25 protein-coding genes are annotated in these 26,350 nt (G+C 52.8%); 11 read left to right on the plus strand and 14 right to left on the minus strand.

Annotation, left to right across the window (positions count from 1 at the left end):
- Window position 1: 1 nt before the first annotated feature.
- From HV237_RS19065 to HV237_RS19080, 4 genes are read right to left on the minus strand one after another with little or no spacing between them, the layout of a single operon-like run.
- Window positions 2–1,018 carry a flagellar motor switch protein FliG gene (locus HV237_RS19065; RefSeq protein ID WP_003838846.1) on the minus strand — a complete coding sequence of 339 codons (1,017 nt, stop codon included), beginning with the start codon at window positions 1,016–1,018 and terminating at the stop codon, window positions 2–4.
- Window positions 996–2,675 carry a flagellar basal-body MS-ring/collar protein FliF gene (gene fliF, locus HV237_RS19070; protein WP_047357622.1) on the minus strand — a complete coding sequence of 560 codons (1,680 nt, stop codon included), beginning with the start codon at window positions 2,673–2,675 and terminating at the stop codon, window positions 996–998. Before fliF ends, HV237_RS19065 begins: the two co-directional genes overlap by 23 nt.
- A gap of 4 nt (window positions 2,676–2,679) precedes the next feature.
- Window positions 2,680–3,042: a flagellar hook-basal body complex protein FliE gene (locus HV237_RS19075; RefSeq protein WP_029139418.1), complete on the minus strand. Its 363-nt coding sequence runs from the start codon at window positions 3,040–3,042 to the stop codon at window positions 2,680–2,682.
- A gap of 47 nt (window positions 3,043–3,089) precedes the next feature.
- On the minus strand, window positions 3,090–4,076 hold the full coding sequence (locus HV237_RS19080; RefSeq protein WP_016151826.1) for a sigma-54 dependent transcriptional regulator: 987 nt from the start codon (window positions 4,074–4,076) through the stop codon (window positions 3,090–3,092).
- Between the two features lie 595 nt (window positions 4,077–4,671).
- Between HV237_RS19080 and HV237_RS19085 the strand changes: the two genes are divergently transcribed.
- The 7 genes from HV237_RS19085 to HV237_RS19115 are packed head-to-tail and all read left to right on the plus strand — an operon-like array spanning window position 4,672 to window position 10,929.
- Window positions 4,672–5,535 (plus strand): FliM/FliN family flagellar motor switch protein, encoded by an 864-nt coding sequence (locus HV237_RS19085; RefSeq protein WP_019076071.1) that lies wholly within the window; start codon window positions 4,672–4,674, stop codon window positions 5,533–5,535.
- Window positions 5,528–5,899, plus strand: a complete 372-nt coding sequence (locus HV237_RS19090; protein ID WP_016151824.1) for a FliM/FliN family flagellar motor switch protein — start codon at window positions 5,528–5,530, stop codon at window positions 5,897–5,899. The genes HV237_RS19085 and HV237_RS19090 overlap by 8 nt, the downstream gene beginning before the upstream one ends.
- Entirely contained in the window at window positions 5,896–6,654 is a 759-nt protein-coding gene (gene fliP, locus HV237_RS19095; RefSeq protein WP_016151823.1) for a flagellar type III secretion system pore protein FliP, read from the plus strand. The genes HV237_RS19090 and fliP overlap by 4 nt, the downstream gene beginning before the upstream one ends.
- 12 nt (window positions 6,655–6,666) lie before the next feature.
- Entirely contained in the window at window positions 6,667–6,939 is a 273-nt protein-coding gene (locus HV237_RS19100) for a flagellar biosynthetic protein FliQ (RefSeq protein WP_016151822.1), read from the plus strand.
- A 1-nt stretch (window position 6,940) separates the two neighbouring features.
- A complete protein-coding gene (locus HV237_RS19105; protein WP_047357621.1) occupies window positions 6,941–7,723 on the plus strand; it encodes a flagellar biosynthetic protein FliR in 783 nt (260 codons plus the stop codon).
- A complete protein-coding gene (gene flhB / locus HV237_RS19110) occupies window positions 7,713–8,852 on the plus strand; it encodes a flagellar biosynthesis protein FlhB (RefSeq protein ID WP_047357620.1) in 1,140 nt (379 codons plus the stop codon). The genes HV237_RS19105 and flhB overlap by 11 nt, the downstream gene beginning before the upstream one ends.
- A complete protein-coding gene (locus tag HV237_RS19115) occupies window positions 8,836–10,929 on the plus strand; it encodes a flagellar biosynthesis protein FlhA (RefSeq protein WP_047357619.1) in 2,094 nt (697 codons plus the stop codon). The genes flhB and HV237_RS19115 overlap by 17 nt, the downstream gene beginning before the upstream one ends.
- Before the next feature lie 38 nt (window positions 10,930–10,967).
- On the opposite strand, the gene HV237_RS19120 is transcribed toward HV237_RS19115, so the two are convergent.
- Complete coding sequence (locus HV237_RS19120) at window positions 10,968–11,729, minus strand: C40 family peptidase (protein WP_016155761.1); 762 nt, start codon at window positions 11,727–11,729, stop codon at window positions 10,968–10,970.
- A gap of 349 nt (window positions 11,730–12,078) precedes the next feature.
- Here HV237_RS19120 and dpaA point away from each other — a divergent pair, with 349 nt between their 5' ends.
- Window positions 12,079–12,819: a peptidoglycan meso-diaminopimelic acid protein amidase gene (gene dpaA, locus HV237_RS19125; RefSeq protein WP_016151817.1), complete on the plus strand. Its 741-nt coding sequence runs from the start codon at window positions 12,079–12,081 to the stop codon at window positions 12,817–12,819.
- Here dpaA and HV237_RS19130 read toward each other — a convergent pair.
- Together HV237_RS19130 and lpcA are read right to left on the minus strand one after the other, a co-directional pair.
- On the minus strand, window positions 12,790–13,557 hold the full coding sequence (locus HV237_RS19130) for a class II glutamine amidotransferase (protein ID WP_016151816.1): 768 nt from the start codon (window positions 13,555–13,557) through the stop codon (window positions 12,790–12,792). The genes dpaA and HV237_RS19130 overlap by 30 nt on opposite strands.
- A 149-nt stretch (window positions 13,558–13,706) precedes the next feature.
- Complete coding sequence (gene lpcA, locus HV237_RS19135) at window positions 13,707–14,285, minus strand: D-sedoheptulose 7-phosphate isomerase (RefSeq protein ID WP_016155760.1); 579 nt, start codon at window positions 14,283–14,285, stop codon at window positions 13,707–13,709.
- Between the two features lie 239 nt (window positions 14,286–14,524).
- Here lpcA and fadE point away from each other — a divergent pair, with 239 nt between their 5' ends.
- From fadE to HV237_RS19150, 3 genes are all read left to right on the plus strand, one after another.
- Complete coding sequence (gene fadE / locus HV237_RS19140; RefSeq protein WP_047357618.1) at window positions 14,525–16,969, plus strand: acyl-CoA dehydrogenase FadE; 2,445 nt, start codon at window positions 14,525–14,527, stop codon at window positions 16,967–16,969.
- 110 nt (window positions 16,970–17,079) lie between these two features.
- Window positions 17,080–17,847 carry an amidohydrolase gene (locus HV237_RS19145; RefSeq protein WP_047357617.1) on the plus strand — a complete coding sequence of 256 codons (768 nt, stop codon included), beginning with the start codon at window positions 17,080–17,082 and terminating at the stop codon, window positions 17,845–17,847.
- Window positions 17,848–18,024: 177 nt separating this feature from the next.
- Entirely contained in the window at window positions 18,025–18,435 is a 411-nt protein-coding gene (locus HV237_RS19150) for a Spy/CpxP family protein refolding chaperone (RefSeq protein ID WP_016155758.1), read from the plus strand.
- Window positions 18,436–18,450: 15 nt separating this feature from the next.
- On the opposite strand, the gene HV237_RS19155 is transcribed toward HV237_RS19150, so the two are convergent.
- Genes HV237_RS19155 through HV237_RS19185 form a run of 7 tightly spaced genes read right to left on the minus strand, consistent with a single transcriptional unit; the run spans window position 18,451 to window position 26,346 of the window.
- Entirely contained in the window at window positions 18,451–19,170 is a 720-nt protein-coding gene (locus HV237_RS19155) for an EAL domain-containing protein (protein WP_047357616.1), read from the minus strand.
- A 1-nt stretch (window position 19,171) separates the two neighbouring features.
- Window positions 19,172–20,839 (minus strand): O-antigen ligase family protein, encoded by a 1,668-nt coding sequence (locus HV237_RS19160; protein ID WP_047357615.1) that lies wholly within the window; start codon window positions 20,837–20,839, stop codon window positions 19,172–19,174.
- Between the two features lies 1 nt (window position 20,840).
- Window positions 20,841–21,383, minus strand: a complete 543-nt coding sequence (locus tag HV237_RS19165) for a fimbrial protein (protein ID WP_047357614.1) — start codon at window positions 21,381–21,383, stop codon at window positions 20,841–20,843.
- Window positions 21,384–21,392: 9 nt separating this feature from the next.
- Entirely contained in the window at window positions 21,393–22,457 is a 1,065-nt protein-coding gene (locus tag HV237_RS19170) for a fimbrial protein (protein ID WP_016155754.1), read from the minus strand.
- A complete protein-coding gene (locus HV237_RS19175) occupies window positions 22,454–23,059 on the minus strand; it encodes a fimbrial protein (RefSeq protein WP_047357613.1) in 606 nt (201 codons plus the stop codon). Before HV237_RS19175 ends, HV237_RS19170 begins: the two co-directional genes overlap by 4 nt.
- Before the next feature lie 12 nt (window positions 23,060–23,071).
- Complete coding sequence (locus HV237_RS19180) at window positions 23,072–23,848, minus strand: fimbria/pilus periplasmic chaperone (protein ID WP_046275745.1); 777 nt, start codon at window positions 23,846–23,848, stop codon at window positions 23,072–23,074.
- Between the two features lie 26 nt (window positions 23,849–23,874).
- A complete protein-coding gene (locus tag HV237_RS19185; RefSeq protein WP_047357612.1) occupies window positions 23,875–26,346 on the minus strand; it encodes a fimbria/pilus outer membrane usher protein in 2,472 nt (823 codons plus the stop codon).
- Window positions 26,347–26,350 lie beyond the last annotated feature (4 nt).

Consider the following 26,350-nt stretch of genomic DNA (forward strand, 5'->3'; position numbering starts at 1 on the left):
GTTACTCCGCCGTCTGTTCAGCAAACAGCTGTAGCTGAATTTCACCCGCTTCCTCAAGCTCGCGGGCAATCCCCATGATTTCACGGCGGATCTGTTCAATACGGCTCACCGGAACCGGACCCAGGCGCGACGTTATCGCCTCCAGCTGTTGTACCTGACGCTTAGGCATCACGGCATAAATCGACCGGCGCAACAGCGCTTCGGTACCTTTCAGCGCCACAGCCCAGTCTTCCATCGGCACTTCATCAAGGAGACGACGGCGCACCTCATCACTTTGGCGGCTCAGGATAAAGAAGTCGTACATTTCGTCCTGCAACTGCTCAAGAACATCTTCATCGCGTTCACGCAACTGATCGAGGATCACCTGTTGGTTACCCTGGAAGCGGTTAACGATATCCGCGGCCTGCTTGATTCCCTTCACTTTCGAACCATGTTCGGACAGCACCGACAGCCCACGTTCGATCAACCGATCCAGTTCATCCACAACATCACGATTCACATCGTTGAGCTTGGCAACCCGATAGAGGATCTCGTTTTGCACCGACTCATTCATGTAAGACAGTACCGTGGCCGAGATCTCCGGCGTCAGGAAGGCAAGGAATACGGCCTGCAATTGCAAATGTTCTTCTGAGATCAGTATCGCCAGCTGGCGCGGTTCCACCCACTGTAAACGCGCCATCCGCGAGCGGATCTCATCACCATAAATGCCGTTGATCACGCTGCTGGCGATTTCTGTTCCCAACGCTTTATTGAGGATCCCTTGCAGCATGGAACGCGAGGCACCGTTGATGCCGCTCTGCTCGCGGAACTCATCAAAAAAGTTATTGATCACTTTTTTCGCCATGCTGGTTTTCACGCCAGACAGACGCGCCATGTTTTCACTCAGACGAACCACCTCTTCACGGCTGAGCTTTTGCATCACCGTGGCTGCCGCCTCCTCGCCCAGACACAGCAATAAAATTGCGGCCTGTTCCAGGTAGCTGTTGTTACTGCCGTTATTTATTGTCAATTCGCTCATTGCTGGTAATCCATTGTCTGAGAACTTCAGCTACGCGATCGGTGTCGCTCATCGCCAGTTTTTGCAGGAACTCCAGCTTCACTTCCAGGCCGGAACTCTGCGAAGGCAGGCTGTCGTCACCAGGGAAAGAAGGCAGTTCGATATTTTTGCGTTCATCTTCAGCAGCCGCAAAATGGGGCTTGTCCGCAGGGATCGCGATCGGTGCGGCGTCCAGCGCCAGTTCAGGCGTAGAGGTCCGGCGGCGCTCGACAGTCAAACGTTTCATGACCGGGCGCACGACAAACAGCAGCAGCAGTAACGCCAGCAGGCCACAGCCAATTAAGCGAACCCAGGCCAGAATGCTGTCATCCTTCCATAAAGGCAGCGTCGGCTCGACGGGGATCGACTGCGGCACAAAGTTGAGCAGGGATAAGGACAGATTGTCGCCACGCTTTGCATCAATCCCGGCAGCGTTATTCAACAGCGCCGTCAGCTGAGTGGTTTGTTCCGGTTTCCAGTTCTTTAATGCCGGCGCGCTCTGGTTGAGGACTATGGCCACATTTAAACGTTTGATGTCGAATCCAGGGTGCTGGATATGTTCAACGCTACGGTCCCAGGAGTAGTCGCGTTTGTTCTCGCTATGTTTTGACAGCGCGGCTGGCTGGCGAGAATCCTCAGGCGTCGTCCCTGTGGCGCCATTTCCCACCAGGTTTGCCGCCAACGGAGGACGATTGCTCAGCGAGCCGGGGATCCCCATGGCGATTTGGTTGGTATCACTATCGAGTACCGTTTCTTCACGATTAACCTTCGGCGTGTCACCGTAGTGCTCCTGGGTTTCATCGATATTGCTCAGATCGAGATCTGGCATCACGCTCACGCGGTAATTGCCGGTTCCGACCAGCGAGTCGAGGACATTGGCGAGACTGGCGCGGGTCTTATCCTGAATATCTTTGAGGATCTGGTCGCGCTTACGCGTCGCCGCAGAAACGGCTTCTCCCGCGCCAATGCCGTCGGACAGTAAATTCCCCGCCTGGTCGACAACGCTAACCTTCGACGCATTCAAATTAGGCACACTGCCGGACACCAGATGCACAATGGCATTTACCTGGTCCATGTCCAGCTTGCTGCCATAATGCAGACGCACTACTACTGAAGCGCTGTTTTGTGGCTCATCGCTGACGACAAATGAACTCTCTTCATTCAGCGCCAGATGCACGCGGGCGCTCTCGACGGCGTCCAGCGTCATGATGCTCTGCGCCAGTTCACCTTCCAGGCTCCGCTTATAGCGGACGTTCTGCACAAACTGACTGGCGCCCAGCACTTCGTCTTTATCCATCAGCTCGTAGCCGCTGGGCAGCATGGCTTGCACGCCTTTCGCCGCCAGCGTCATCCGCGTTTTCGACAGCGCCTCTTCCGGAACCAGAATTTGCCCGCTTTGCGGGTCGATACGATATTCCAGCTTTTCACCATCCAGCACGGTGACTATTTGTGAAACCGGGAGATGTTCCTGACTACCGTACAGCGAAACATAGCCGTGATTGCTGTTCCACAGCACGCTGACAATAATGGCTGTCGCCGCAATGGCCGCTGCCGCCAGTAACGCCAGACGTTTATTACCATCCAGGCGAAAAGAGAACGAGGGTAAAAACTGAGTGAGTTTTTTTATTAATTCATTCATAGCGTTAGACTGACATGCTCATCAGGTCATTGAATCCGGAAGCGACTTTATTTCTGACCTGAACCAGAGCAGAAAACGATAACGATGCCTGCTGACTGGCAATCATGGCCCCCGCCAGGTCGTCGCTTTTCCCCATCTCAATGGCCGTTTGTTTTTGCTCCGCGACCTGCTGAAATTGATCAACATGATTCAGCGCGCCTTGCATGACGTGGTCGAACGAGACCGGAGATGATGCCGACTGGGCGCCCACGGCGTTAATCTGCATTGGCGAAAGGACAGGCGCCTGAGCGACCGCTTTCATCTGCTGCATGTCCTGCATCATTTGCGTCTGCATCGTACTGGCTGGGGCTATCGTATTTATGCTCATGACCTACTCTTAAAATTAAAAAAGCGTTCTCGCTACCACAGACTGATTCAGGAAAAGATCTCTATTCCCTGTTTTCGCATTGACGCCAGACGATAACGAAGCGCGCGTGGGGTAATGCCTAATAAATCAGCAATTTTGGTTTTATTACCCTGATATTTACGCATCAGGTCAGCGATATATTGATACTGCGCGCTACGGCCATGCTGACCCAGATTATCGCTGGTCGTTATTGGCATACTGGGCTTTGGCTGCCATTGCGGTTCGCTCCAGGAATCAGATTCAATGGATGGCAGACCTAAGGTATCTGGATAAATGACACCATCACGATTCAGGATCATTCCCCGTTGGATAGCGTTCTCAAGTTGACGCACGTTCCCCGGCCATTCGTAGCTGAGTAACGCCCGGCGTGATGATTCAGAAAGCTTGATATTTTTAACCAGTACCGTGGAGTATTTTTTGATAAACGACTCCGCCAGCGGAATAATGTCTTCCATACGCTCGCGCAGCGGCGGCATCGTCAACGGAATAACTGACAACCGATAATAGAGATCTTCTCTGAAGCGTCCTGCAGCCACTTCTTCTTCAAGATTTTTATTGGTACAGGCAATTAAACGGAAGTTCAGTTTGATTAAACGGTTACTGCCTAAGCGCTCAACCTGTTGTTCCTGCAATACACGCAATATTTTAGCCTGTAGCGCTAAAGGCATATCGCCAATCTCATCCAGTAATAATGTACCGTTATTGGCTAATTCCATTTTCCCCGGTACGGTCGCCACTGCTCCGGTGAATGCCCCTTTGTCATAACCAAACAACGTGGCTTCGAGCATATTTTCAGGGATAGCGGCACAGTTCACCCCGATATAGGGGGCCTGTGGCTCCTGCGCAAACGTAATTGAATGGATAAATTTGGCGATACATTCTTTACCAGTACCGGTTTCACCATGGATAAGCACTGGAACATTAAACGCAGCAATACGCCTTGCCATTGAAAAAACATTGATACTGGAGGCTGCTTCGGCAATAAGTTCAAACATGATTATTTTACACTTAGAAGTAAAGTTAACATCCGTTACGAGAAATATACAAATCATTCCAAAGCACAATCATCGAATAATAGATATCGCCCGTGCCATGTTTTAATCCCATCCTTGCTCATGTTTTACCGCCCCATCAAAGGGCAGCCCTATCGAAGATTATTTCAAAATAGGGTTTTTCCTAAAAAAAATAGTAACACCGGTGCCTTTAACAATCTTAAATTAAAAGATAATAAAATTATTATCCCATAAAAAACAACAAGTTATGAATGTGGAGGTATAAAACCAAGGCACGCAAGACGTGCCTTACCAAGGTAAGAGGATTAGCGGGGAGCATCACGTATACGTAATTAATTATTTTTTAATTATAACCTGACACCATTAATAACTTGCAGAGGAGAGAGGTAAAATATCTAATGTCCAGCCCTACATCAGAGACGAGAGTAGGTACTGCATTTCATATCTAATGGACTTCAACAATATGAGAAAGCGTCAAGGATGAACCATAAATTAAATGGAGTAGTATTTTCTTTTATAACCGCGGGATTTGATATCAACTCATCCGCCCCAGAAATTACAGCTGAGAAAGCGTACCATGCTGAAATATAGTCAAACGCCCGGAATCTTTAAACTTGAAGGCAACCGGCTTGGGCGTCCTTATCATCGTCTGCCGACTATGTTTACGGGTAATTTTGATACAATTGAATCACATCTCGGAAACTATTTTCTGAAAAAACATCGCACAAATATAACACTCAGAAAAATACAATGTGAGATGGACGTTATCAATAAAAGCGCTGAGTTATTAGTCTCGCAGGTTGGACATTTGGCTTTTGATATCGATCGCGCGTTATTGTTAATGTTATTAGGTAACTTTTATGGCCTGACTTCATCGCTTGCAGACGAAAATTCAGAAGATGATTTACCAACCAAGACGGAAACCCGGCTGAGAAGCAGGCTGGCGCTGGATATTAGCAATATCATTTTTAATAAAAATATATCAGGCATTCCGCTGACGCTTAAACCTGACAGCAGTACCGTACAAACACATTGGGCTTATCAGCTCACTTTTGTTTTAGGTGATGAGGAGAATTGCAGTTTCCGCATCTTACTGGACGATTCCCATACCGATTACATTCTGAATTTAATCCGCCGTAGCGAGCACGGCGAGAAGAAAAAGCAGGTTGATAAAGCCAACGTTGAGATGCGTAAAAAAACGCTGATTAAAGAAATCATTCATACGCTGCCGCTGACCATGAACGTCAAGATTGCAGAAATTCCCCTCAATGTCGCCGACCTGACGACAATTAAACCCGGGGATATTTTACCTATCGCAATGCCTGAAACTTTCCCTGTTTATATTGGGAAATCCGAATTATTTAATGCCCTGATCGTAGAGGACAAAGACAAACTGTTTTTATCCGAATTAACGAGCAAGACGGAGAAATCCTATGAGTAAGCCAGAAGATATTTTAGAGCAAGGTTTCGAGTTAGCGCCCGAAACAACCACGCCAACGGCACCGTCGGCAACAGAAACGTTGGTGGCGCGTTTAGAAGACCGCTTTTCCGAGTCGATGTCATTACTCAAACGTATTCCGGTCACGCTAACGCTGGAAGTGTCATCCGTGGAAGTGATGCTGTCCGATCTGCTGAACATTGATGACGACACCGTCATTGAGATGGACAAGCTTGCCGGTGAACCGCTGGATATTAAGGTTAATAACATCCTGCTGGGCAAGGCTGAAGTGGTGGTGGTCAATGAAAAATATGGCCTGCGCGTCCTTGAATTCAACACGCATGAAATCAACGACCTGGCACCATGAAACGCGCACCAACCCTCACGCTCATACTGGGTATCTCATTACTCATCCTTTCTCCCTTTGCCTGCGCGCAAGGGGGAGATATCCCGTTGCTGAATGTGATTTCACACGGTAATAGCCAGGAATACAGCGTAAAAATCCAGGTCCTGATCCTGATGACCCTGGTGGGCATTCTGCCAACCCTGGTGCTGATGATGACCTGCTTTACGCGTTTTATTATTGTTCTCTCCCTGCTGCGCCAGGCGTTGGGGCTACAGCAAACGCCACCCAACCGCATACTGATAGGCATTGCGCTGTCGTTAACCATGCTGGTGATGCGTCCGGTCTGGATCAACATTTACGACCACGCGGTTGTGCCTTTTGAAAACGATCAAATCACACTCCCTGATGCCCTGAGCACTGCCGCCTCGCCCCTGAAGCGCTTTATGCTGGCGCAGACCAACAAAAAAGCGATTGCGCAGATCATGACGATCGCCAACGCCAAAGGTAATGCAGCCGATCAGGATCTCTCCATTATCGTCCCGGCGTATGTGCTGAGCGAACTTAAAACCGCCTTCCAGATAGGCTTCATGATTTACATCCCGTTCCTGGTGATCGACCTGATCGTCGCCAGCGTGCTGATGGCGATGGGGATGATGATGCTGTCACCGCTGATCGTTTCCCTCCCCTTTAAGCTGATGCTGTTTGTGCTTATTGACGGCTGGGCGCTGACCGTCGGTACGCTGACCTCCAGTATTCGCGGTCTGGGACTGGGCTAACGGAGATCGGATATGTTAACCATTGATGTAGCCGCAGATATCGTCGCCAGCGGCATAAAAGTCGTGATCATTTTAGTCTGCGTGTTGGTCGTTCCCAGCCTGCTGGTGGGGATGCTGGTCAGCATTTTTCAGGCCGTTACGCAGATTAACGAACAAACGCTCAGCTTTTTGCCCAGGCTTATCGTTACCCTCGCAGTTTTGGGCATTAGCGGAAAATGGATGATCGTCCAGTTAAGCGATCTCTGCGTGCATCTGTTCACTCAGGCCGCCATTCTGGTGCACTGACATGCGCGAAACAGACGTTACACAATTAAGTAACCTGATACTGGGCATGTGGTTTCCATTCGTGCGCATTATGGCGTTTATTCACTACGCGCCGGTACTGGATAACGCGGCGCTCACGGTGCGAATACGCATAATTTTGTCCCTGGAGCTGGCCTTTATCATTACGCCGCTTATTCCCCATCCGGTTCCTGACAGCCTGCTGTCGATCAACAGCATTATTTTGACCGCAGAGCAGTTTCTGTGGGGCATGCTTTTCGGCCTGATGCTGCAGTTTTTATTTTTAGCGCTGCAGCTGGCGGGCCAGATCCTCTCTTTCAATATGGGGATGAGCATGGCGGTGATGAATGACCCCAGCAGCGGCGCATCAACGACGGTACTGGCGGAGATGATCAACATCTACGCGGTGATCCTGTTCTTTGCGATGGATGGGCATTTGCTGCTGGTGAGCATTTTATTCAAAGGCTTTACTTACTGGCCGATTGGTAATGCGCTGCATCCACAATCTTTGCGCACCATTTCCTTGGGGCTGGGCTGGGTGTTTGCCGCGGCCACCCTGCTGGCGCTACCGACAACCTTTATCATGTTGATTGTCCAGGGCTGCTTTGGCCTGTTGAACCGCATTGCGCCTCCGCTCAACCTGTACTCGTTAGGTTTTCCGATCAACATGCTGGCGGGTCTTGTCTGCTTTGCGACTCTGCTTTACAACCTGCCCGACCACTATTTGCACCTGGCAAATTTCGTTTTGCAGCAACTTGACGCGCTCAAGGGGCACTATGGCGGATAGCAGCAGCGAAGAAAAAACAGAAAAACCCTCGGCGCAAAAACTTCGCAAAGCCAGGCAAGAGGGGCAAATTCCGCGCTCAAAAGATATGGGGCTTGCCGCCAGTCTGTTTGCCGCGTTTATGGTGATCTCCAGCAGCTTCCCCTGGTATGAAGATTTTGTCCGCGAAAGCTTTATCAGTGTGCATCAGTATGCGCAGAACATTAATGATCCGGACATTATCGGCCAGTTCCTTGAGCACCATCTGCTGATTTTAGCCAAGTTCATCCTGACGCTGTTACCCATGCCGGTTGCCGCGCTGTTTGCCTCGCTGATTCCCGGAGGCTGGCTGTTCCTGCCGAAGAAAATTTTGCCGGACTTTAGCAAATTAAGCCCGCTCAAAGGGATTGGCCGTCTGTTTTCCACCGACCATCTGGTGGACACCGGCAAGATGACGCTCAAAGCGATGGTACTGCTGGTGATGCTGTGGATTAGCGTGCGCAATAATGTTGCCGCCTTCCTGGGACTGCAGGAGCTGTATTTCAAGCAGGCCGTCAGCGATGGCCTGGCGCTGTACAGCAGCATCATGCGCAACTTTGTCATCCTGTTTATTTTTTTCGCTCTGATTGATGTTCCTCTGGCGAAAAAAATGTTCACCAAAGGGTTGAAGATGACCAAACAGGAAGTGAAGGAAGAGTATAAAAATCAGGAAGGTAAGCCGGAGGTACGGGCCAGGATCCGTCGCCTGCAACGGCAAATGGCGATGGGGCAAATTCGCAAGGTGGTGCCAAAAGCCGATGTGGTGATCACCAACCCAACCCACTATGCCGTGGCGCTACAGTATGACCAGTCGCGCGCCGCCGCGCCCTTCGTTGTCGCCAAAGGCACCGATGAAATCGCGCTGTATATCCGTCAGGTGGCGGCGGAGAGCAATATTGAGATTGTTGAATTTCCTAAGCTGGCGCGCTCCGTTTATTACACCACCCAGGTCAATCAACAGATCCCATTTCAACTTTATCGGGCGATAGCACACGTCCTGACCTATGTACTGCAAATGAAGCACTGGCGTGACGGTTCACAATCACGCCCTTCGCTGAACAGACATATTTCCATTCCAAAAGAGGTTCTTAAACTGGATGCCGAAAACAACTAAACAATTCCTCGCGCTGCTGCGTAACGGTAACATCGGCATTCCGCTGGTCATACTGTCTATCCTGGCGATGGTGATCCTGCCATTACCACCGGCCGTGCTGGATATTCTGTTCACCTTTAACATCGTGCTGGCGGTGATGGTGCTGTTGGTGGCCGTTTCCGCGAAACGCCCGCTCGAATTCAGCCTGTTCCCGACCATTTTGCTGATCACCACCTTAATGCGCTTGACGCTGAACGTAGCATCAACGCGCGTGGTGTTACTGCACGGCCATATGGGCGCAGGCGCTGCCGGTAAGGTGATTGAGTCCTTTGGTCAGGTGGTGATCGGCGGTAACTTTGTCGTCGGTTTTGTGGTGTTCATCATCCTGATGATCATCAACTTTATCGTGGTTACCAAGGGTGCCGAGCGTATCTCCGAGGTTTCGGCCCGCTTTACGCTGGACGCCATGCCCGGAAAGCAGATGGCGATCGACGCCGATCTGAACGCAGGCCTGATTAATCAGGCCCAGGCGCAGGCACGACGTAAAGATGTGGCGGGCGAAGCGGATTTCTATGGCGCAATGGACGGTGCGTCGAAGTTCGTGCGCGGTGATGCCATCGCCGGGATGATGATCTTGGCCATCAACCTGATAGGCGGCGTCTGTATCGGTATTTTCAAATACGATTTAAGCGCCGAAGCCGCCTTCCAGCAATACGTACTGATGACCATCGGCGACGGTCTGGTCGCCCAGATCCCGTCTCTGCTGCTGTCGACGGCGGCGGCGATTATCGTTACTCGCGTGAGCGACAGCGGTGATATCGCCACAGACGTGCGTAGCCAACTGCTGGCCAGCCCCTCCGTACTCTATACCGCCACCAGCATTATGTTTGTACTGGCGGTGGTACCGGGAATGCCGCACTTCCCGTTCCTGGTGTTCAGCGCCCTGATGGGGTTCACCGCCTGGCGTATGAGCAAGCGCCCGAAGGTGGCTGAAACTGAAGAGAAAAATCTTGAGACGCTGACCAAAACCATCGTTGAAACCACCGAGCAACAGGTCAGTTGGGAAACTATCCCTTTGATCGAGCCAATCAGCCTGAGCCTGGGGTACAAGCTGGTATCGCTGGTAGACAAATCCAAAGGGAATCCGCTCACCCAACGTATTCGCGGTGTACGGCAGGTTATCTCAGACACTAACGGCGTGCTGCTCCCGGAAATTCGCATCCGCGAAAACTTCCGTCTAAAACCGACCCAGTACGCCATTTTTATCAATGGGATCAAGGCTGATGAGGCCGATATTCCCTCAGATAAGCTGATGGCGCTGCCCTCCAGTGAAACGTATGGCGAGATCGATGGTGTTTTAGGCCACGATCCGGCCTACGGTATGCCGGTGACGTGGATTGTCCCGGCGCAAAAAGCCAAAGCGCTAAATATGGGGTATCAGGTCATTGATAGTGCCAGCATCATTGCGACGCATGTGAATAAGGTCATTCGCAACTTTATTCCCGACCTGTTTAACTACGATGATATTACCCAACTGCATAACCGCCTCTCTACGATGGCCCCCCGTCTGGCGGAAGATCTGAGCGCGGCGCTGAATTACAGCCAGCTCTTGAAGGTTTATCGGGCGCTGCTGGTCGAAGGCGTGCCGCTGCGCGATATCGTTACCATTGCCACCGTACTGGTCGCCAGTAGCGCCGTCACTAAAGATCATATTCTGTTGACGGCAGATGTGCGTCTGGCGCTCCGTCGCAGCATTACCCATCCGTTTGTGCGCAAAGATGAGCTGGCGGTCTACACGCTGAATAATGAGCTGGAGAATCTGCTGGCTAATGTAGTGAATCAGGCTCAGCAAAGCGGCAAAGTGGTGCTCGATAGCGTACCGGTCGATCCTAATATGCTGAATCAGTTCCAGACCAATATGCCGCAGATTAAAGAACAGATGAAAGCCGCGGGTAAAGAGCCGGTACTGCTGGTCGCACCGCAGCTACGTCCTCTGCTTGCGCGCTATGCGCGCCTGTTTGCACCAGGCTTACAGGTGTTGTCATATAACGAAGTTCCGGATGAGCTGGAATTAAAGATTATGGGGGCGTTGAGTTAACCCCTGACGAGGCGGTGCCATTCGCACCGCCTTTTTGATTACAGAATGGTATTTTCCGTCAGAATACGACGAGCGCCGAGATAATGATCCTGCCAGAAGTCATCGGATAAATTGCTCACCCGAATCGTTTCTCCCGTACGCGGCGATTCAATAAATTGTCCCTGCCCCAAATAGACGCCCATATGATCGGCAATATCCCGACTGTGAATATGAAAGAACAATAAATCACCACGACGAAGGTCGCGATTAGCGACGATGGTCGCCCGCCGATAGTGATACATTTCATTCGCCGTACGTGGCAATTTTGCTGCCAGAATTTTGTTGTAGGCATAAAAGATCAGCCCGCTACAGTCAAAGCCTTGTTCCGGGCTGGTCCCGCCCCACAAATAGGGTTTACCTAACTGCTGCTCAAGACGGTGGATTGCCACTTCGGTTATGTTGTGCAGATGATCGCTACTGAGAAAATGGTCATTCTCAGCCAGCTCCTGCCAGCGTTGATCGCTCGCTTTTAGTGGCCCCGGGAACCACTCCGGGTGCTGTTTAATCAGCGTCCTGTTTTGCTGGCGCAGCGCGCTTTTACTTTGCGCATTACCTTCCACCACATAACTTGCCTGCTTTTTTACCTGCGCGTGGTACTGCTTCAGCAGCCGGGCGCGGTTACGCATGCGTAATTGCGCCGCATAGCTTAAATGGGCGTCAGATAAGAGGGGCTGAACTTTGGCGACAGACGGCGAGGACAACACAACACACAAAGACAGCAGACCCGGCAAAAAGCGTCGGGGCGCAGAGACAAAAGACATGAAAACAACACTACCTAATCAAACACGTTCGCCGCAGTCTACCGCTATTGCCGGGCATTCCATTTTAATATTCGATTATTAAATTATTAATTTTTTAAATTCAATATATTAGGAATTCTGCACTCAGAAGACTTAATGACGTGCGCTAACCCACAAAATACGTCAGTGTCTGACTGCCTTTAAGCACAATTTTCCGTATAAAGAAAATCTAAAGTGTAAACGCCGCACGAGAGACTTGCGAAAAACTCTCTGGGTGATAATGTGAGCGCTCCAGATCCAGATTTATCCGATTTGGGAACTCTTTTAGCCGTCCTGGCGTGTGTAATCGTTTTATCAAGGAATAAGCAGTATGCGTAAAATCGCATTTTTTCTTGCGATGCTTTTATTGCCGTGCGTTTCATTTGCCGGTTTGCTGAGCAGCAGCAGCCCGACTACGCCTGTCAGCAAAGAATATAAGCAGCAATTAATGGGCTCCCCCGTCTATATCCAGATCTTCAAAGAAGAGCGAACGCTGGATCTGTACGTCAAGATGGGCGAACAGTATCAATTGCTCGACAGCTATAAGATCTGCAATTATTCCGGCGGCTTAGGTCCGAAACAGCGTCAGGGCGATTTCAAAAGCCCGGAAGGGTTTTACAGCGTACAGCGCGGACAGCTGAAACCGGATAGCCGCTTTTATAAAGCGATTAACATTGGTTTCCCTAACGCCTACGACCGCGCACACGGTTATGAAGGTAAATACCTGATGATCCACGGCGCCTGCGTTTCCGTCGGCTGCTACGCAATGACCGACAACGGCATTGATGAGATTTTCCAGTTTGTCACCGGCGCACTGGTGTTTGGGCAGTCCAGCGTGCAGGTTAGCATTTATCCATTCCGCATGACCGATGCCAACATGCAGCGCCATAAGTTCTCGTATTACAAAGAATTCTGGGCGCAGCTAAAGCCGGGCTACGATTACTTTGAACAAACGCGTAAGCCACCGACCGTTTCCGTCGTCGATGGCCGTTACGTTATCAGCAAGCCGTTGAGTCACGAAGTGGTTCAGCCGCAGCTGGCATCAAACTATACGCTCCCCGAGACAAAATAACGCCCACTCGCCTGGCATAATCTTTTGCCAGGTTTCATTGCCGGTTAGCGGCTGAGTGGCAATCACGGTGACCACATCATTGGGTGTGGTCTCTGAGCTAAAATCGATTTCCACATCCTGATCCAGCAGTGTCGCCACGCCAAACGGCGCACGACGGGTGATCCAAAACAGGTTGGTCGAGCAGAAAGCCATTACATAACGCCCGTCAGACAACAGCATGTTGAAGACGCCCTTCTCACGCAATTCTCCTGCCAGCATCGCGATATATTTAAACACTGCCGTCATATTGCCAGGCGTACGCGGATACCGTTCAGTCAGCTTGTGGAGCAGCCAGCAGAAAGCTTTTTCGCTGTCGGTTTCCCCGACCGGACGGAAATTACCGGTTTCCAGCGATTTATAGCCGCTGAGCTGTCCATTATGAGCGTACGTCCAGTTACGTCCCCACAGTTCACGCGTAAATGGATGGGTGTTTTCCAATGCCACTTCGCCACGATTCGCCTGACGAATATGGGCAATCACGGAACAGGATTTGATGGGATAGTCTTGTACCAGTTTGGCGATAGGCGAATTAAAGCTGGGTTGCGGATCTTTAAACGTACGGCAACCCTTACCTTCATAAAACGTAATACCCCAGCCGTCTTTGTGCGGCCCGGTACCTCCGCCGCGCTGAACCAGCCCGGTGAAGCTAAAGCAGATATCGGTTGGCACATTGGCGCTCATCCCGAGCAGTTCGCACATACATCACCTCCACAAACGCCTTTAAGCGGGAAGGCGTAATTGTTGCAGCCAGTTTAGATTCGGACAGCGCGCAGAAACCGGAGCGTACACGTAGTACGTGAGGATTTCGGGCACTGCCCGGATTCAAAATGGCAAATAAAATAGCCTTCTTACTTCACCATCTCTTTTTCGATCAACTGGATCAGGATATGGATCACTTTGATATGAATTTCCTGAATGCGGTCAGCATAGCCAAAGTGTGGTACGCGAATTTCGATATCCGCACTGCCCGCCATTTTGCCGCCATCTTTACCAGTCAGGGTGATGACTTTCATCCCTTTCTCGCGCGCTGCGGCAATCGCTTTAATCACGTTAGCGGAATTCCCTGAAGTAGAGATGCCTAACAGGACATCGCCTTCGCGGCCCACGGCTTCAACGTAGCGGGAGAAGACATAATCGTAACCGAAATCGTTGCTGACGCAGGAGATATGGCTGACATCAGAGATAGCGATCGCCGGGTAGCCTGGGCGGTTTTCGCGATAACGTCCGGTCAGCTCTTCGGCGAAGTGCATCGCGTCGCAATGGGAACCGCCGTTACCGCAAGAAAGTACCTTACCGCCAGCTTTAAAGCTGTCTGCCAACAGGACCGCCGCGCGCTGAATGGCGTGAATATTGGCGTCATCTTTAAGAAAATTAGCCAGCGTTTCCGCCGCTTCGCTCAGTTCGTTACGAATAAGATCCTGGTACATGAGGATATCCTTCAGCATGAATGTAAATGACAAGATGCAGTGTACCGGATAGCGCTACCAGCGAGAAGTACAAGCCACAGGAATGGCTGCGGCTTTTGATTTTTTGTGCCGGTTAAAACAGCAACAATGTGAGCTTTGTTGTAATTATTTTGTAAACATATTGCTAAAAGAATTTACATCCACTACAACCATATCATCACAAGTGGTCAGACCTCCTACAAGCAAGGGAGCTTTTCGTTATGATGATTTTGAGTATTATCGCTACGGTTGTTCTGCTCAGCGTTCTGTTTTATCACCGCGTGAGCTTATTCCTCAGCAGCTTAATTTTGCTCGCCTGGACAGCTGCGCTTGGCGTGGTTGGCCTGTGGTCAATCTGGCTGCTGGTTCCTCTGGCCATTCTCCTCGTACCGTTTAACTTTACGCCAATGCGCAAATCCATGATCTCTGCGCCAGTGTTCCGCGGTTTCCGTAAAGTCATGCCGCCGATGTCGCGCACTGAGAAAGAGGCGATTGATGCCGGTACAACCTGGTGGGAAGGCGACCTGTTCCAGGGCAAGCCAGACTGGAAAAAACTGCATAACTATCCTCAGCCGCATCTGACAGCTGAAGAACAAGCGTTTATTGACGGCCCGGTGGAAGAAGCCTGCCGCATGGCGAACGACTTCCAGATCACCCATGAACTCGCGGATCTGCCGCCGGAACTGTGGGCGTATCTGAAAGAACACCGCTTCTTCGCGATGATCATTAAGAAAGAGTACGGCGGGCTGGAATTCTCCGCATATGCTCAGGCTCGCGTTCTGCAGAAACTCTCCGGCGTTTCCGGGATCCTGGCGATCACCGTTGGCGTACCTAACTCCCTAGGCCCTGGCGAACTGCTGCAGCATTACGGCACCGAAGAGCAGAAGAATCATTACCTGCCGCGTCTGGCACGTGGTCAGGAGATCCCCTGCTTTGCTCTGACCAGCCCGGAAGCGGGTTCCGATGCAGGCGCGATCCCTGATACCGGCGTGGTTTGTATGGGCGACTGGCAGGGCCAGCAGGTGCTGGGTATGCGCCTGACCTGGAATAAGCGTTATATCACGCTGGCGCCTATCGCTACCGTACTGGGTCTGGCATTTAAACTCTCCGACCCGGAAAAACTGCTGGGTGGTGAAGAAGATCTCGGCATTACCTGTGCGCTGATCCCAACGTCAACGCCAGGCGTACAAATTGGGCGTCGACACTTCCCGCTGAACGTGCCGTTCCAGAACGGTCCGACGCTGGGCAAAGATGTCTTCGTGCCGATTGATTACATCATCGGTGGCCCAAAAATGGCCGGTCAGGGCTGGCGCATGCTGGTGGAATGTCTGTCCGTGGGACGCGGTATTACTCTGCCGTCTAACTCGACGGGCGGCGTGAAATCGGTCGCAATGGCAACCGGCGCGTATGCGCACATTCGTCGCCAGTTCAAAATCTCTATCGGTAAGATGGAAGGTATTGAAGAGCCGTTGGCACGTATTGCGGGTAACGCGTACGTGATGGATGCAGCGGCGTCGCTGATTACCTACGGTATTATGCTGGGTGAAAAACCGGCGGTGCTGTCGGCCATCGTGAAGTATCACTGTACCCACCGTGGACAGCAGTCAATTATCGATGCAATGGATATTACTGGCGGTAAAGGCATTATGCTTGGCGAAAGCAACTTCCTCGCCCGTGCTTATCAGGGCGCGCCTATCGCCATTACCGTTGAAGGTGCCAACATTCTGACCCGGAGCATGATGATCTTCGGTCAGGGGGCGATTCGCTGCCATCCGTACGTTCTGGAAGAGATGGCTGCGGCACAGAGTAACGATGTGAATGCGTTCGACAAGCTGCTGTTCAAACACATCGGCCACGTCGGCAGTAACAAAGTGCGCAGCTTCTGGTTGGGCCTGACGCGCGGCTTAACCAGCAGCACGCCAACTGGCGATGCGACCAAACGTTACTACCAGCATCTGAACCGTCTGAGTGCTAACCTGGCACTGCTTTCAGATGTCTCCATGGCCGTACTGGGCGGTAGCCTGAAGCGCCGTGAACGTATCTCCGCGCGTCTGGGCGATGTATTAAGTCAGCTGTATCTGGCCTCCGCGGTACTGAAGCGTTATGACGATGAAGGCCGTAATGAAGCAGACCTGCCGTTGGTTCACTGGGGCGTTCAGGATGCGTTGTACAAAGCGGAACAGGCGATGGACGACCTGCTGAAAAACTTCCCGAACCGACTGGTCGCGGGCTTGCTGAATGTGGTTATCTTCCCTACCGGTCGCCACTACCATGCACCGTCTGACAAGCTGGATCATAAAGTCGCGAAGATTCTGCAGGTTCCGAGCGCCACCCGTTCTCGCCTTGGCCGCGGTCAATACCTGACGCCGAGCGAGCATAACCCGGTAGGTTTGCTGGAAGAGGCTTTGCTGGATGTGATTGCAGCCGACCCTATCCACCAGCGGATCTGCAAAGAGCTGGGCAAAAACCTGCCGTTTACCCGCCTGGATGAACTGGCGCACAATGCGCTGGCTAAAGGGCTGATTGATAAAGACGAAGCCGCAATTCTGGTGAAAGCCGAAGCAAGTCGTCTGCGTAGCATCAACGTGGATGACTTTGAACCCGAGGAGCTGGCGACTCAGCCGGTAAAGCTGCCAGAGAAGGTGCGTAAAGTCGAAGCCGCGTAACGACACACGCACAACGTTTAGCCCCGCTTAATGCGGGGCTTTTTATTGCCACATTTCAGTTAGAGCTCATGCTACAGTGTCAAAATGTTGTTCAATGAGGAGCCTCGATCGTGCCCGGTTTGAAAATTACTCTGCTGCAACAACCGCTGATCTGGATGGATGGCCCGGCCAACCTGCGCCATTTCGACCGCCAACTGGAAACCGTCACCGGACGTGATGTCATTGTGTTACCTGAAATGTTTACCAGCGGATTTGCCATGGAAGCGGCAAGCAAATCGCTGCCGCAGGAAGAGGTTGTCAGTTGGATGCGCACTAAGGCGCAACAGACGAACGCCCTTATAGCAGGCAGCGCCGCTCTCTTGTCTGAACGTGGCCCGGTAAACCGCTTTTTGCTGGTCGAACCCGAAGATAATGTCCATTTCTATGACAAGCGCCACCTGTTCCGCATGGCGGATGAACATCAACATTATCAGGCGGGTGACGCGCGGGTTATTTTTGAATGGCGCGGCTGGCGCATTCTGCCGTTGGTCTGTTATGACCTGCGTTTTCCGGTATGGTCGCGCAACCGCAACGATTACGACCTGGCATTGTATGTCGCCAACTGGCCGGCGCCGCGTTCGCTACACTGGCAGGTTCTGCTCACCGCGCGGGCAATTGAGAACCAGGCTTATGTAGCAGGATGTAACCGCGTGGGTACTGACGGTAACGGCCATCATTATCGCGGTGACAGCCGGGTGATTAATCCGCAGGGGGAGATTATTGCCACCGCCGAGCCGCATCAGGCTACGCGCATTGACGCTGAACTGTCACTCTCGGCGCTGCGCGAGTACCGCGAGAAGTTCCCCGCCTGGCAGGACGCTGACCCGTTCACGCTGTAGATATCGCCTTCTTCCCGCTGCACAACGTTTTGCGTAGCGGGATTGTTTCACTCCGTAACCAACCGCAAAACAAATTCGCGTGGCGACGTGCTTCGGGCATCGTATTCTGCAAAGGATAATCACTCGTCACCAGCGAGTGACAGACAATGTTAATAATTCCCTTATCAGGATCCCGAAATGAAGAACTTCGTACGCATGACTTTGCTGGCGGCAACCGTGGCTGGCGCTTCTTTTAGCACGCTTGCAGCAAACGTATCCAATGTACCCGCACCAGCTCAGGACCCGGTAGTTCAGCACCTTAAACTGAGCACTGACCAGGTTGCGCAGATTAAAAAGCTGCACCAGCAGCTTGAAACCAACGTTAGCCAGATATCGGTGAAGGATGTTAAAGACGGCGCGTTGATTGACGTCATCAAGTCCGGGAAATGGGATGAAGCCGCCGTCAAAAAACAGCTTTCCGCCTTCAGCAATATCGAACAGCAGGCGCGTTATTACCGCGTGAAATACTATTTCGACCTGAACAAAGTACTGACCCCAGAACAGCGCCAGCAGGTGCAAAAAGATATCGCACAGACGCTGAGCGAATAATGACCATGGCCTGAATCAGCAATGATTCAGGCCTTTCGGTAATACTTCCTGCTCGAACAAAAATCCCTGCACAGCATCTGCGCCGCTCATACGGCAAATGGCGTAATCCTGCGGCGTTTCCACCCCCTCGATCACAACCCGTTCTCCCAGCCCGCGAAATTGATTGACCAGTACCCTCAACTGCCACTCCGACGTCCTGAACTGATGAAACATTCCGCTTTCAATTTTGATGGCATCGAAACGGATGCCAGACAGTCGCCAGACAAAAAATAGCTCAGGCGAAACATCATCCAGCCACACGCGAAACCCGTGACGCACCAGGGTTTTGACGGCAATGCATACAGCCTGCTGTTCTGCCTTTTCCAGTCGCATCATGGTGCCCGGATCCTGAATTTCGATAACAATCCGCCCCTGATGCGCCTGCCGGGCGAGCTGCGCAATCCACGACAGACAGGTCAGCATCCTGACGGATAAATTCAGCGAATAACTTCCTGAGAGTGCCAGTACCTGCCGCATTTGCCACAGAAATAGCTGCTGTTTTGCGGTGATGGAAAGGTGCTTGAAAAAAAGATCGAGCGGTAGCGGCGTGCGTACCTGACTTAACACCTCACAGACATCCAGCGATGCATCATCAAAAAAATGGATGCGCTGCAAACGGATCCCGGTGATCCGCAGCAGCTCGGCGTTGCGGGGAAGCTCTGGCACATGGCGGGTCTGTTCGCTGAATCTGTTCATATCATTCCATTTTTTGATTGAAAGGACGTCGTGCATCCTGCAGCCACGGGATACGGCGATCGTTCGGGTATGTCAGGTAAAAGCGCGTCGCCAGACGATGCGCCTCAGGTAGGTCGCGCTGCTGTAACGCCAGCAAGATTTGCGTGAAGGAGACATTCGGGTCTGGGTGAACACGCACATAGTCAGGCGCCCAGCGGCGAACCGCTTCCAGCCAGCGAGCGTCCCGGGAACGCTGATACCGTTGCAGATACCCCATCTGAACATCAAACCGGTAGCGAGGGGCAAGGAGCCAGCCTCCTACCGGGAGCGACTCGGCCAGACGCCACTGCGCTGATTGTCGCTCCGCCAGCGTCAACTGCTGTTGCGTGTGCAGTGAGAGAAGCAACAATGGCGTGAAGGTTAAAAACGAGATCAATGCCAGCGCACGAATCAGCGACGTCGACGTAAGCGTCAGGCGAGCCACTTTTAGCGGGCTATCTGCACAACGAAGCAGCAGGATCAGCAGTAACCAGTGTGGTGTTGACTGCCTGACGGGGTATTCCGTCAACATATGAATAACCACCGGCAGCGCCGCCACCAGACAAGCGCGACGCCAGCGATTTCCGTGCATCCACAGCCAGAACCCCCCCGTAATAAAGCACAGCGCCCCCGCCAGCCCAACCAGGCCGCCCTCCACCAGCCACAGCACCAACTCATTGTGCGGATGCGAGATGCTGCTCAGCCCTAACGGCCCCGCGCGTTCGAGAAACACGGCGGCAAAACTGCCCACGCCCCACCCCGTCCACGGGCGTTCGGCAAATAATGCCAGTGACGTTTTAAGCACCGTCCAGCGCACCTGGGAAGTGGTCAGGTGATCGACCGTAGCAACGGACAAAAAATGGCGAGCGAGCGTGCCCGCCACCATGCCTAACGCCAGCGGCAGCAGAAGTAGCAACAACATACGGCGTTGCGCCGGGAAAACCACCAGCAGCAAGACTTCACCTACCCCCACAGACACATAGCCGGTTTGCGACTGGGATTCATGCAGCACAAAGCCCATCATCACCAGGGCAATCCCGATGACAATTCGATATCCGTCGCGTAGCCGTAAAAAGAGCGGAGCTGACAGCAGCACACCAGATGCAGTGAAGCTGGCCATCAGATTGACCTGCTGAAAAATACCGTAGGGCCGCGTACCGCGTCGCCAGGCAAACTCCCAGTAATCAACACCCGGCAAATGCCAGTACTGATACAAAAACGCCAGACATTCGATGACGCACGCGCCCCATAGCAGAGTCAGCAGTACCGTCAGGGTGTTTGCCGCAAGCGGAATCTGCAATGTCACCAGATAGACGAGCACGCCTCCCAGCAGCGCCCCTGCGACCAGCTGCGCCTCGAACTGCCAGACGCCAGGCGTCAGCAGACAAAGCAGCGTCAGGATGAGCGCCCCCATCGAAAAAACCGTGGCGGGGACAGTGATACGCCAGCGTTGACGAGGCACCAGCACTGATGCGCTTGCAGCCAGCACAACGGCATAAATCCAGCTCGTAATATTAAGCGGCAACGACAGACCGCTGCCGCCGTTATTCGGCCAGTAGAGATGCATTACCCCACACCAGAAAAACAGACTAATAACGAGCAATAATTTCTGCGCAGGCAGCGGGGCAATACGATTCAGTGCGTTCATCATGCTACTGGTAGCTCAGTGTCCAGGTCCCGCTGGCGCTGAACGGACCGTATTCGAGAGACTGATTTTTTATCGCCGACGGCTCTGCTGCGACCCACGCCCAAAAATTTAGCGTCATCGAGCCTGCAGTTATCTCTTTGACTGACGTGCTCTCATCAAGGCGAATTGCCGTGCCGTCCTCTTCGCTCATCCCAATACCGATCCCAGTCGCGCCACCCTGTTCACTGCTATCCAGCGCCAGATGATCGTCCAGTTCAGCATCCTCACTACCACTGAAAGTGACCGAGATCCCGCGAAAAACCTCAGGGTTGCAGTCGCGTAGCTGAATGCTGAATTTTTCCGGCTTACTGCGCCCAGAGAGATAGAGATCCTGCGTCGCGATTTGCCCGAAATCGACCTCGATTTTGTCGCCTCCAGGTGCCAGGCTGCAGGCCAGCGCTCTGATAGTGCCGTGAAAATACATATCGCCGCCGACCAGTTTGGTGTCGGCCTGCGCCATGCCGCCAAGCAGTAACACACCGATCGCGAATAACGCCGAAAATCTCATGGCATCCCCCTACTGAAACTGCGCAACAACGGTGGCAGAGGCTTCAAACTCACCTTCCTTAACGCTTCCCACGCCCGGCTTTGCCACCGGTGCAGCGGTGAGATTCCAGTCGCCCTGATTCTGGTAAAAACCTTTCACGTTATAGAATTGATTGGGCACGACGGTGCCACCGCTCTCGTCTTTAAGCATAATGCCGAGATCGTCGCGCTTTTGTCCGCCGCTCAGCGTGCCGAGGAGATGATCGTTGAACCCCGCCGTGCCTGACGCCGTGGTAGTTTGCACGCCAAGATTAATGTTCAGCGCGCCCTGATCGAAGCTGCCGCCTTCACAAACAACATGAATGGGGATCGACTTGCTGTAGTTAGTGCCATTGAGCCGGGCAGCGGATCCTGGCAGATCGCCAAACTCAATACTGATTTTGTCTCCCCGGTTGAAGGTGCATTTGTCCGGTACGGTAATCAGCCCGGATTTAATCACCACACGGGAAATCGCCGTAGTGGGCGTAGGTCCCGCGCTCCCCATGCGCCCGGCTACCTCCACCAGCGATTGGGAAGTGATATTGATGCCGTTGATAATGGGTTTAGTGACAATAAACGTCACTTTCCCTTTTGAACCACTTTCAACGTTAGTGGCGCGCGTGTAGCCCTTGCGCTTTTTGCAAGTGTTATTGCTGTTGCGGTTTGAAACGTTGGTAAAAGGCGCCTGAACATACTGTTTATAGCCCCCGGCAACCCACACCTGCACTTCCACATCCAGATACTCATTTAGCCGAAAACGGTTCGCCCCCTGATTTGAAGGCGGCATCGTAGTCGTGGTGGTGTAGTAAATCGGCGACCGGGAGATGTCAGCCTGCTCGCAATAGAAATTCACCACATACCAACTGCCCAGATTCCAGGTAAACGGATCCGTTCTGCCGCCCACGTGGTTTTTACTGACATCCAGCGAGCTCAATTCGATATCGTACTGATGCGGCGACCCGCCCTCCGGCTCACCTTCCCCCTGTGTAAATGCCTGCCCGGCCAGTGGACAGCCAGCCAGAGCAACCCACAACAGCGCTTTGCGTAATACGCTCATAGATACTCCAGCTTAAGTCTCACCAGGCCGTTAAATTCTCCGGCAGTCACCTCTGGCCCAAAAGATTCCAGCGTGGCCAGAAAGTGAATGGCGTTATCGCCTGGTTTGAGGATCCACATCCGTTGCGGTTGGTTCAGATGGATCAGCTGATTACGCTCGGTCAGTAGCCGAATGCCCGCGCCGCGCACATCACCACGAATACGCCCCAGGTCACTGTTTTCCGGCGCGCCTTCGGCCATCAGCGTCATCGAAACGCCGCGTTCCACCGTGCTGTGCACCAGCTCAGGCATTTCGCTGGTCTGCCCGGGGAAATCCCTCAGGGTATGACCAGAGCCCTTTAAGCAGCCGTTCAGGTACAGCGTGACCAACACCGGTTCGCTGCGATCGCCGCCCTGGCGAAACCGACTGGCGGAAATATCACCAAGATTGATGGTCTGATCGCGTGAGGCCATATCCAGCACGCACGGCGACACGTAGACCCGGCCGTGAAAGCGGACGTTGCCATACTCACCGGACACGTTGCTCATATCCTGGCGGCCGCTGGTGGCCTGAACCTGCCAGGCCATGCCCGCCATCAGCAGGGCGCAAAGCATCTTTTTCATTTACGATTCCTGTTACCGGGGCTGTTGCTCCATCGGCAATGCTTTACATACATTGCCTGTGCAGCTGAATTTCAGTTCGGGATGACCGCCAAAATCGTTCACGTACATCATGCTGAACTGGCTGACGCTGCCGTCTGTGACGCTGAAATCGAGAGAGGATTTTGGTGAGACCATAACGCCGGGGAAGTCAGTCAATCTGCCGCCTCCCTGCGCTTCTGGCTTGCGGCTTAAGCCGATTAAGGTGACGAAGTAAGGCGTTGGGTTATCCACACTCCAGCGCTGGCCCTGCTTGTGAAAGACCAGTTGGTTTTGCCACACGGCGCCTGGCGTTTCCGGCACAATGGCGGCCGGACGGTAGAACAATTTGATGCGCGACTGCATCGCCAGTTGCAGCACGTTCGGCTTATCCGGTTTAGGCGGAATTTCACGTACGTTCAGGTAGAACAAGCTCTCGCGATCCTGCGGCAGAGCGTTGATCCCGCTGGTTTTCGTCACGCGGGCAATTCCCTTTTGCCCGCCGTTAATTCGTTGCAGCGGCGGTAAGACCATTAGCGGCGAGGTAATTTTTGTTCCGTTGGCATCTTCCACCCACGACTGAGCCAGAAACGGAATGCTCGGGCTGGTATTGGTTAAGTTCGCACTAACTGAGCGCGCATCACCAGTGATGATCATGCGGGTACGGTCGAGCGCAATACCCGCCCATGAGGTGTTGATCTCTGCAATCAAAAGCAGGCCACAGGCCACGGGTTTAAGCCAACGCTGCACGGAGTAAAAAGCTTGATTATTCATGACAAAATTCATTCAGGTTATTGAAATTATTCACAAGGCAACAGCACGTTACCTTCCGGGTTGATTTGTTGTGGCACCTGTAAGTGGCACTGCGCACGGCCAGCCCAGGCAACGGAAAGACGCTCAGCCGGATTCACACCCGCAATCCAGGCCATACCGTTTTCCATTACCATGGCGACGCTAACGCCGTTAGCGTTAAACACTTCGGCGCCAAACGGCGGTACCGAACCATCCTTCAGGCGCAGCAGCGCCATCATTTTTTGCCCCTGCGCCACGGCAAAATGCTGGTAGCCAATCGCACCTTCCGTCAGGGTGTTGGTCACGATGGCTTTGGTTGCGGAAATGTCCTCGTCCATTGCGTCCACATCGATACGGGTATCAAAGCTGTGATAGCTAACGACGTCCGGTACGACGGCAATACCGAAGCGGTTTGAGTGCGCCTGTTCGCCGTTCAGCGGCACGTTCGCCACCCCGTCGGTATCAACCATCACTCTGGCGGTATTCATCGACGCCTGGCTGTTGTGCAGCGCCGCACCGTGACGCGTCGCGGTAAAACCGCCGCGCATCGTGCCGCCAACGGAGAAATAACGTGATTGCTGCCAGCTGACGTTAGATTCCAGTTCCGCCATCATGCTGCGGTGCTTGTAATAGCCATCAAACGCCGTACGCCCTTCACCGGAAACCCCTGTGCGCAAACGCCACGGATTGTTACGGTCGCGGTTATCGGAATACGAAACCATCTGGCTGGTCTGGTTGCCGCTGTTCTGTAATTCGTAATCCATAGAGCGGCCATCGCTCCATGGCACCGAGATTGAAAGCGAAAGACTGTCGTCTCGTTTGCCCTGATACTCAGAGCGGTAAGCCGCAACGTTGGCGCTGATCCCCTGGATGCCAGCAAATGAAAAGCTGTGCCCCATCGATAATCCGTAACGATCCTGGGAACCGCGATCCCAATAGTTCTGGTGGGTATAGGTCAGGTACAGCGTGGTCGCTAATAGTGGATCGTCAGCAAAGAAGGTTTTGTTGCCGGTGATGGTGTACATCTCTTTTTCGTTGCCGGCACTGTTGTTATTTTCATACTGCTCGTCGAGAAACTGCGAGAAAGTGCGGAAGTTACGCTGTGAGAAGCGGTAACCGGCAAAGGTGATGGCGCTGTTGTACTCATCAAAAGTTTTGGCGTAGCTGAGCTTAAAAGACATGCCTTTTTGTTCAGCCTGATGCTTTACCCGACTCACGGATTGCGTCGCATCAGCCGACAGCGCCCCCAGCCAGCTCAAGTCCCGCCCAATCCCCATCGACCAGGCGTTATAGCGATCGCCAGTGAGCAGCGCGCCGCCGTACAGCGACCATGCATTGCTGACCCCCCATGAAAAATCACCGCTATAAAACGCAGGCCCCTGAACGTCGTGGTTATAACGCGATGGCTTCCCGACCGCGGCGTTGTAGCGCACATAGCCTGGGCGCGTCAGGTAAGGAATATCGGCCGTATTGACCTGAAAAGTGTGTACGCTGCCATCCTGCTCCTCGACGCGAACATCCAGCGTGCCGCGTACCGAACCGTGCAGATCCTGAATATTAAATGGCCCTGCAGGAACGGTGGTTTGATAGATAACACGGCCCTGCTGACTGACGGTAACCTTCGCATTGCTGCGGGCGATGCCGTGCACTTCAGGCGCATAGCCCTGCAAATTCGGTGGCAACATACGCTCGTCGCTGGCGAGGTTAGCCCCGGTGAAACGTACCGAATCAAAAACCTGAGAATTCAGGTAGATTTCGCCGACCGTCAGTTTTGCAGCCTGCATCGGCAACGGTCGATAGGCATAGATCTGATCCCAGTCGATACGGCCGCGATTATCATCCGAAGCGTAATTGGCCTGATACTGGCCACGAAATCGCCACGCGCCGAGGTTAAAACCTGTCTGCCCATAGCCAGACAGAGAGCGATAACGATCGCCGCCCTGTTCATAATGTGTGGCCTGGCCCGAGACGCTGTAGTCAAAAATCAGCCCCACGACGCCGTTATCCCAGCGCTCCGGTGGCGTCCAGTCTGGATCGGTATATTTCATCCACGCCTGAGGCACGATAATGTCCAGTACGCCTGCGCTATTATTCAACGCCACACCCGGCAGACGGGAAATGTCATAGCAGGTCGCGCTAATCGGATGAATATAGGCCAGCGCTTCTTCTTTGAGCGCCAGTAATTCGAGTTGTTGCGGGGTCAGACATGCCATGGATTTATGCGGGTTGGCAGGATCGACGATATAACGGATCGACTGCTGTGGAATCTCCTGGCTGTTAATACGAACATCCAGCAGATATTCTCCGGGAGTCACAAAGTTGCCTTCGGAAAAACGCTGCAAATCGACATTGTGCCTGTCGCTGGCATCCAGTACGTCGGTATTAAATTCAATGGCCTCATCCGCTTCAGCCCATGAAGAGGCACAGACCAGAGCAATAAAAAGCGCCAGACGTTTTTTATCTGTTTTCAGCGTGATCATTTTC

It is taken from the genome of Citrobacter sp. RHBSTW-00570, from assembly GCF_013739755.1.
GTDB classification, from domain to species: domain Bacteria; phylum Pseudomonadota; class Gammaproteobacteria; order Enterobacterales; family Enterobacteriaceae; genus Citrobacter; species Citrobacter braakii.

Coding starts and splice junctions, on each gene's coding strand:
- HV237_RS19065 (WP_003838846.1), bottom strand. CDS start 1,018: ATGAGCGAATTGACAATAAATAACGGCAGTAACAACAGCTACCTGGAA.
- fliF (WP_047357622.1), bottom strand. CDS start 2,675: ATGAATGAATTAATAAAAAAACTCACTCAGTTTTTACCCTCGTTCTCT.
- HV237_RS19075 (WP_029139418.1), bottom strand. CDS start 3,042: ATGAGCATAAATACGATAGCCCCAGCCAGTACGATGCAGACGCAAATG.
- HV237_RS19080 (WP_016151826.1), bottom strand. CDS start 4,076: ATGTTTGAACTTATTGCCGAAGCAGCCTCCAGTATCAATGTTTTTTCA.
- HV237_RS19085 (WP_019076071.1), top strand. CDS start 4,672: ATGCTGAAATATAGTCAAACGCCCGGAATCTTTAAACTTGAAGGCAAC.
- HV237_RS19090 (WP_016151824.1), top strand. CDS start 5,528: ATGAGTAAGCCAGAAGATATTTTAGAGCAAGGTTTCGAGTTAGCGCCC.
- fliP (WP_016151823.1), top strand. CDS start 5,896: ATGAAACGCGCACCAACCCTCACGCTCATACTGGGTATCTCATTACTC.
- HV237_RS19100 (WP_016151822.1), top strand. CDS start 6,667: ATGTTAACCATTGATGTAGCCGCAGATATCGTCGCCAGCGGCATAAAA.
- HV237_RS19105 (WP_047357621.1), top strand. CDS start 6,941: ATGCGCGAAACAGACGTTACACAATTAAGTAACCTGATACTGGGCATG.
- flhB (WP_047357620.1), top strand. CDS start 7,713: ATGGCGGATAGCAGCAGCGAAGAAAAAACAGAAAAACCCTCGGCGCAA.
- HV237_RS19115 (WP_047357619.1), top strand. CDS start 8,836: ATGCCGAAAACAACTAAACAATTCCTCGCGCTGCTGCGTAACGGTAAC.
- HV237_RS19120 (WP_016155761.1), bottom strand. CDS start 11,729: ATGTCTTTTGTCTCTGCGCCCCGACGCTTTTTGCCGGGTCTGCTGTCT.
- dpaA (WP_016151817.1), top strand. CDS start 12,079: ATGCGTAAAATCGCATTTTTTCTTGCGATGCTTTTATTGCCGTGCGTT.
- HV237_RS19130 (WP_016151816.1), bottom strand. CDS start 13,557: ATGTGCGAACTGCTCGGGATGAGCGCCAATGTGCCAACCGATATCTGC.
- lpcA (WP_016155760.1), bottom strand. CDS start 14,285: ATGTACCAGGATCTTATTCGTAACGAACTGAGCGAAGCGGCGGAAACG.
- fadE (WP_047357618.1), top strand. CDS start 14,525: ATGATGATTTTGAGTATTATCGCTACGGTTGTTCTGCTCAGCGTTCTG.
- HV237_RS19150 (WP_016155758.1), top strand. CDS start 18,025: ATGAAGAACTTCGTACGCATGACTTTGCTGGCGGCAACCGTGGCTGGC.
- HV237_RS19155 (WP_047357616.1), bottom strand. CDS start 19,170: ATGAACAGATTCAGCGAACAGACCCGCCATGTGCCAGAGCTTCCCCGC.
- HV237_RS19160 (WP_047357615.1), bottom strand. CDS start 20,839: ATGATGAACGCACTGAATCGTATTGCCCCGCTGCCTGCGCAGAAATTA.
- HV237_RS19165 (WP_047357614.1), bottom strand. CDS start 21,383: ATGAGATTTTCGGCGTTATTCGCGATCGGTGTGTTACTGCTTGGCGGC.
- HV237_RS19170 (WP_016155754.1), bottom strand. CDS start 22,457: ATGAGCGTATTACGCAAAGCGCTGTTGTGGGTTGCTCTGGCTGGCTGT.
- HV237_RS19175 (WP_047357613.1), bottom strand. CDS start 23,059: ATGAAAAAGATGCTTTGCGCCCTGCTGATGGCGGGCATGGCCTGGCAG.
- HV237_RS19180 (WP_046275745.1), bottom strand. CDS start 23,848: ATGAATAATCAAGCTTTTTACTCCGTGCAGCGTTGGCTTAAACCCGTG.
- HV237_RS19185 (WP_047357612.1), bottom strand. CDS start 26,346: ATGATCACGCTGAAAACAGATAAAAAACGTCTGGCGCTTTTTATTGCT.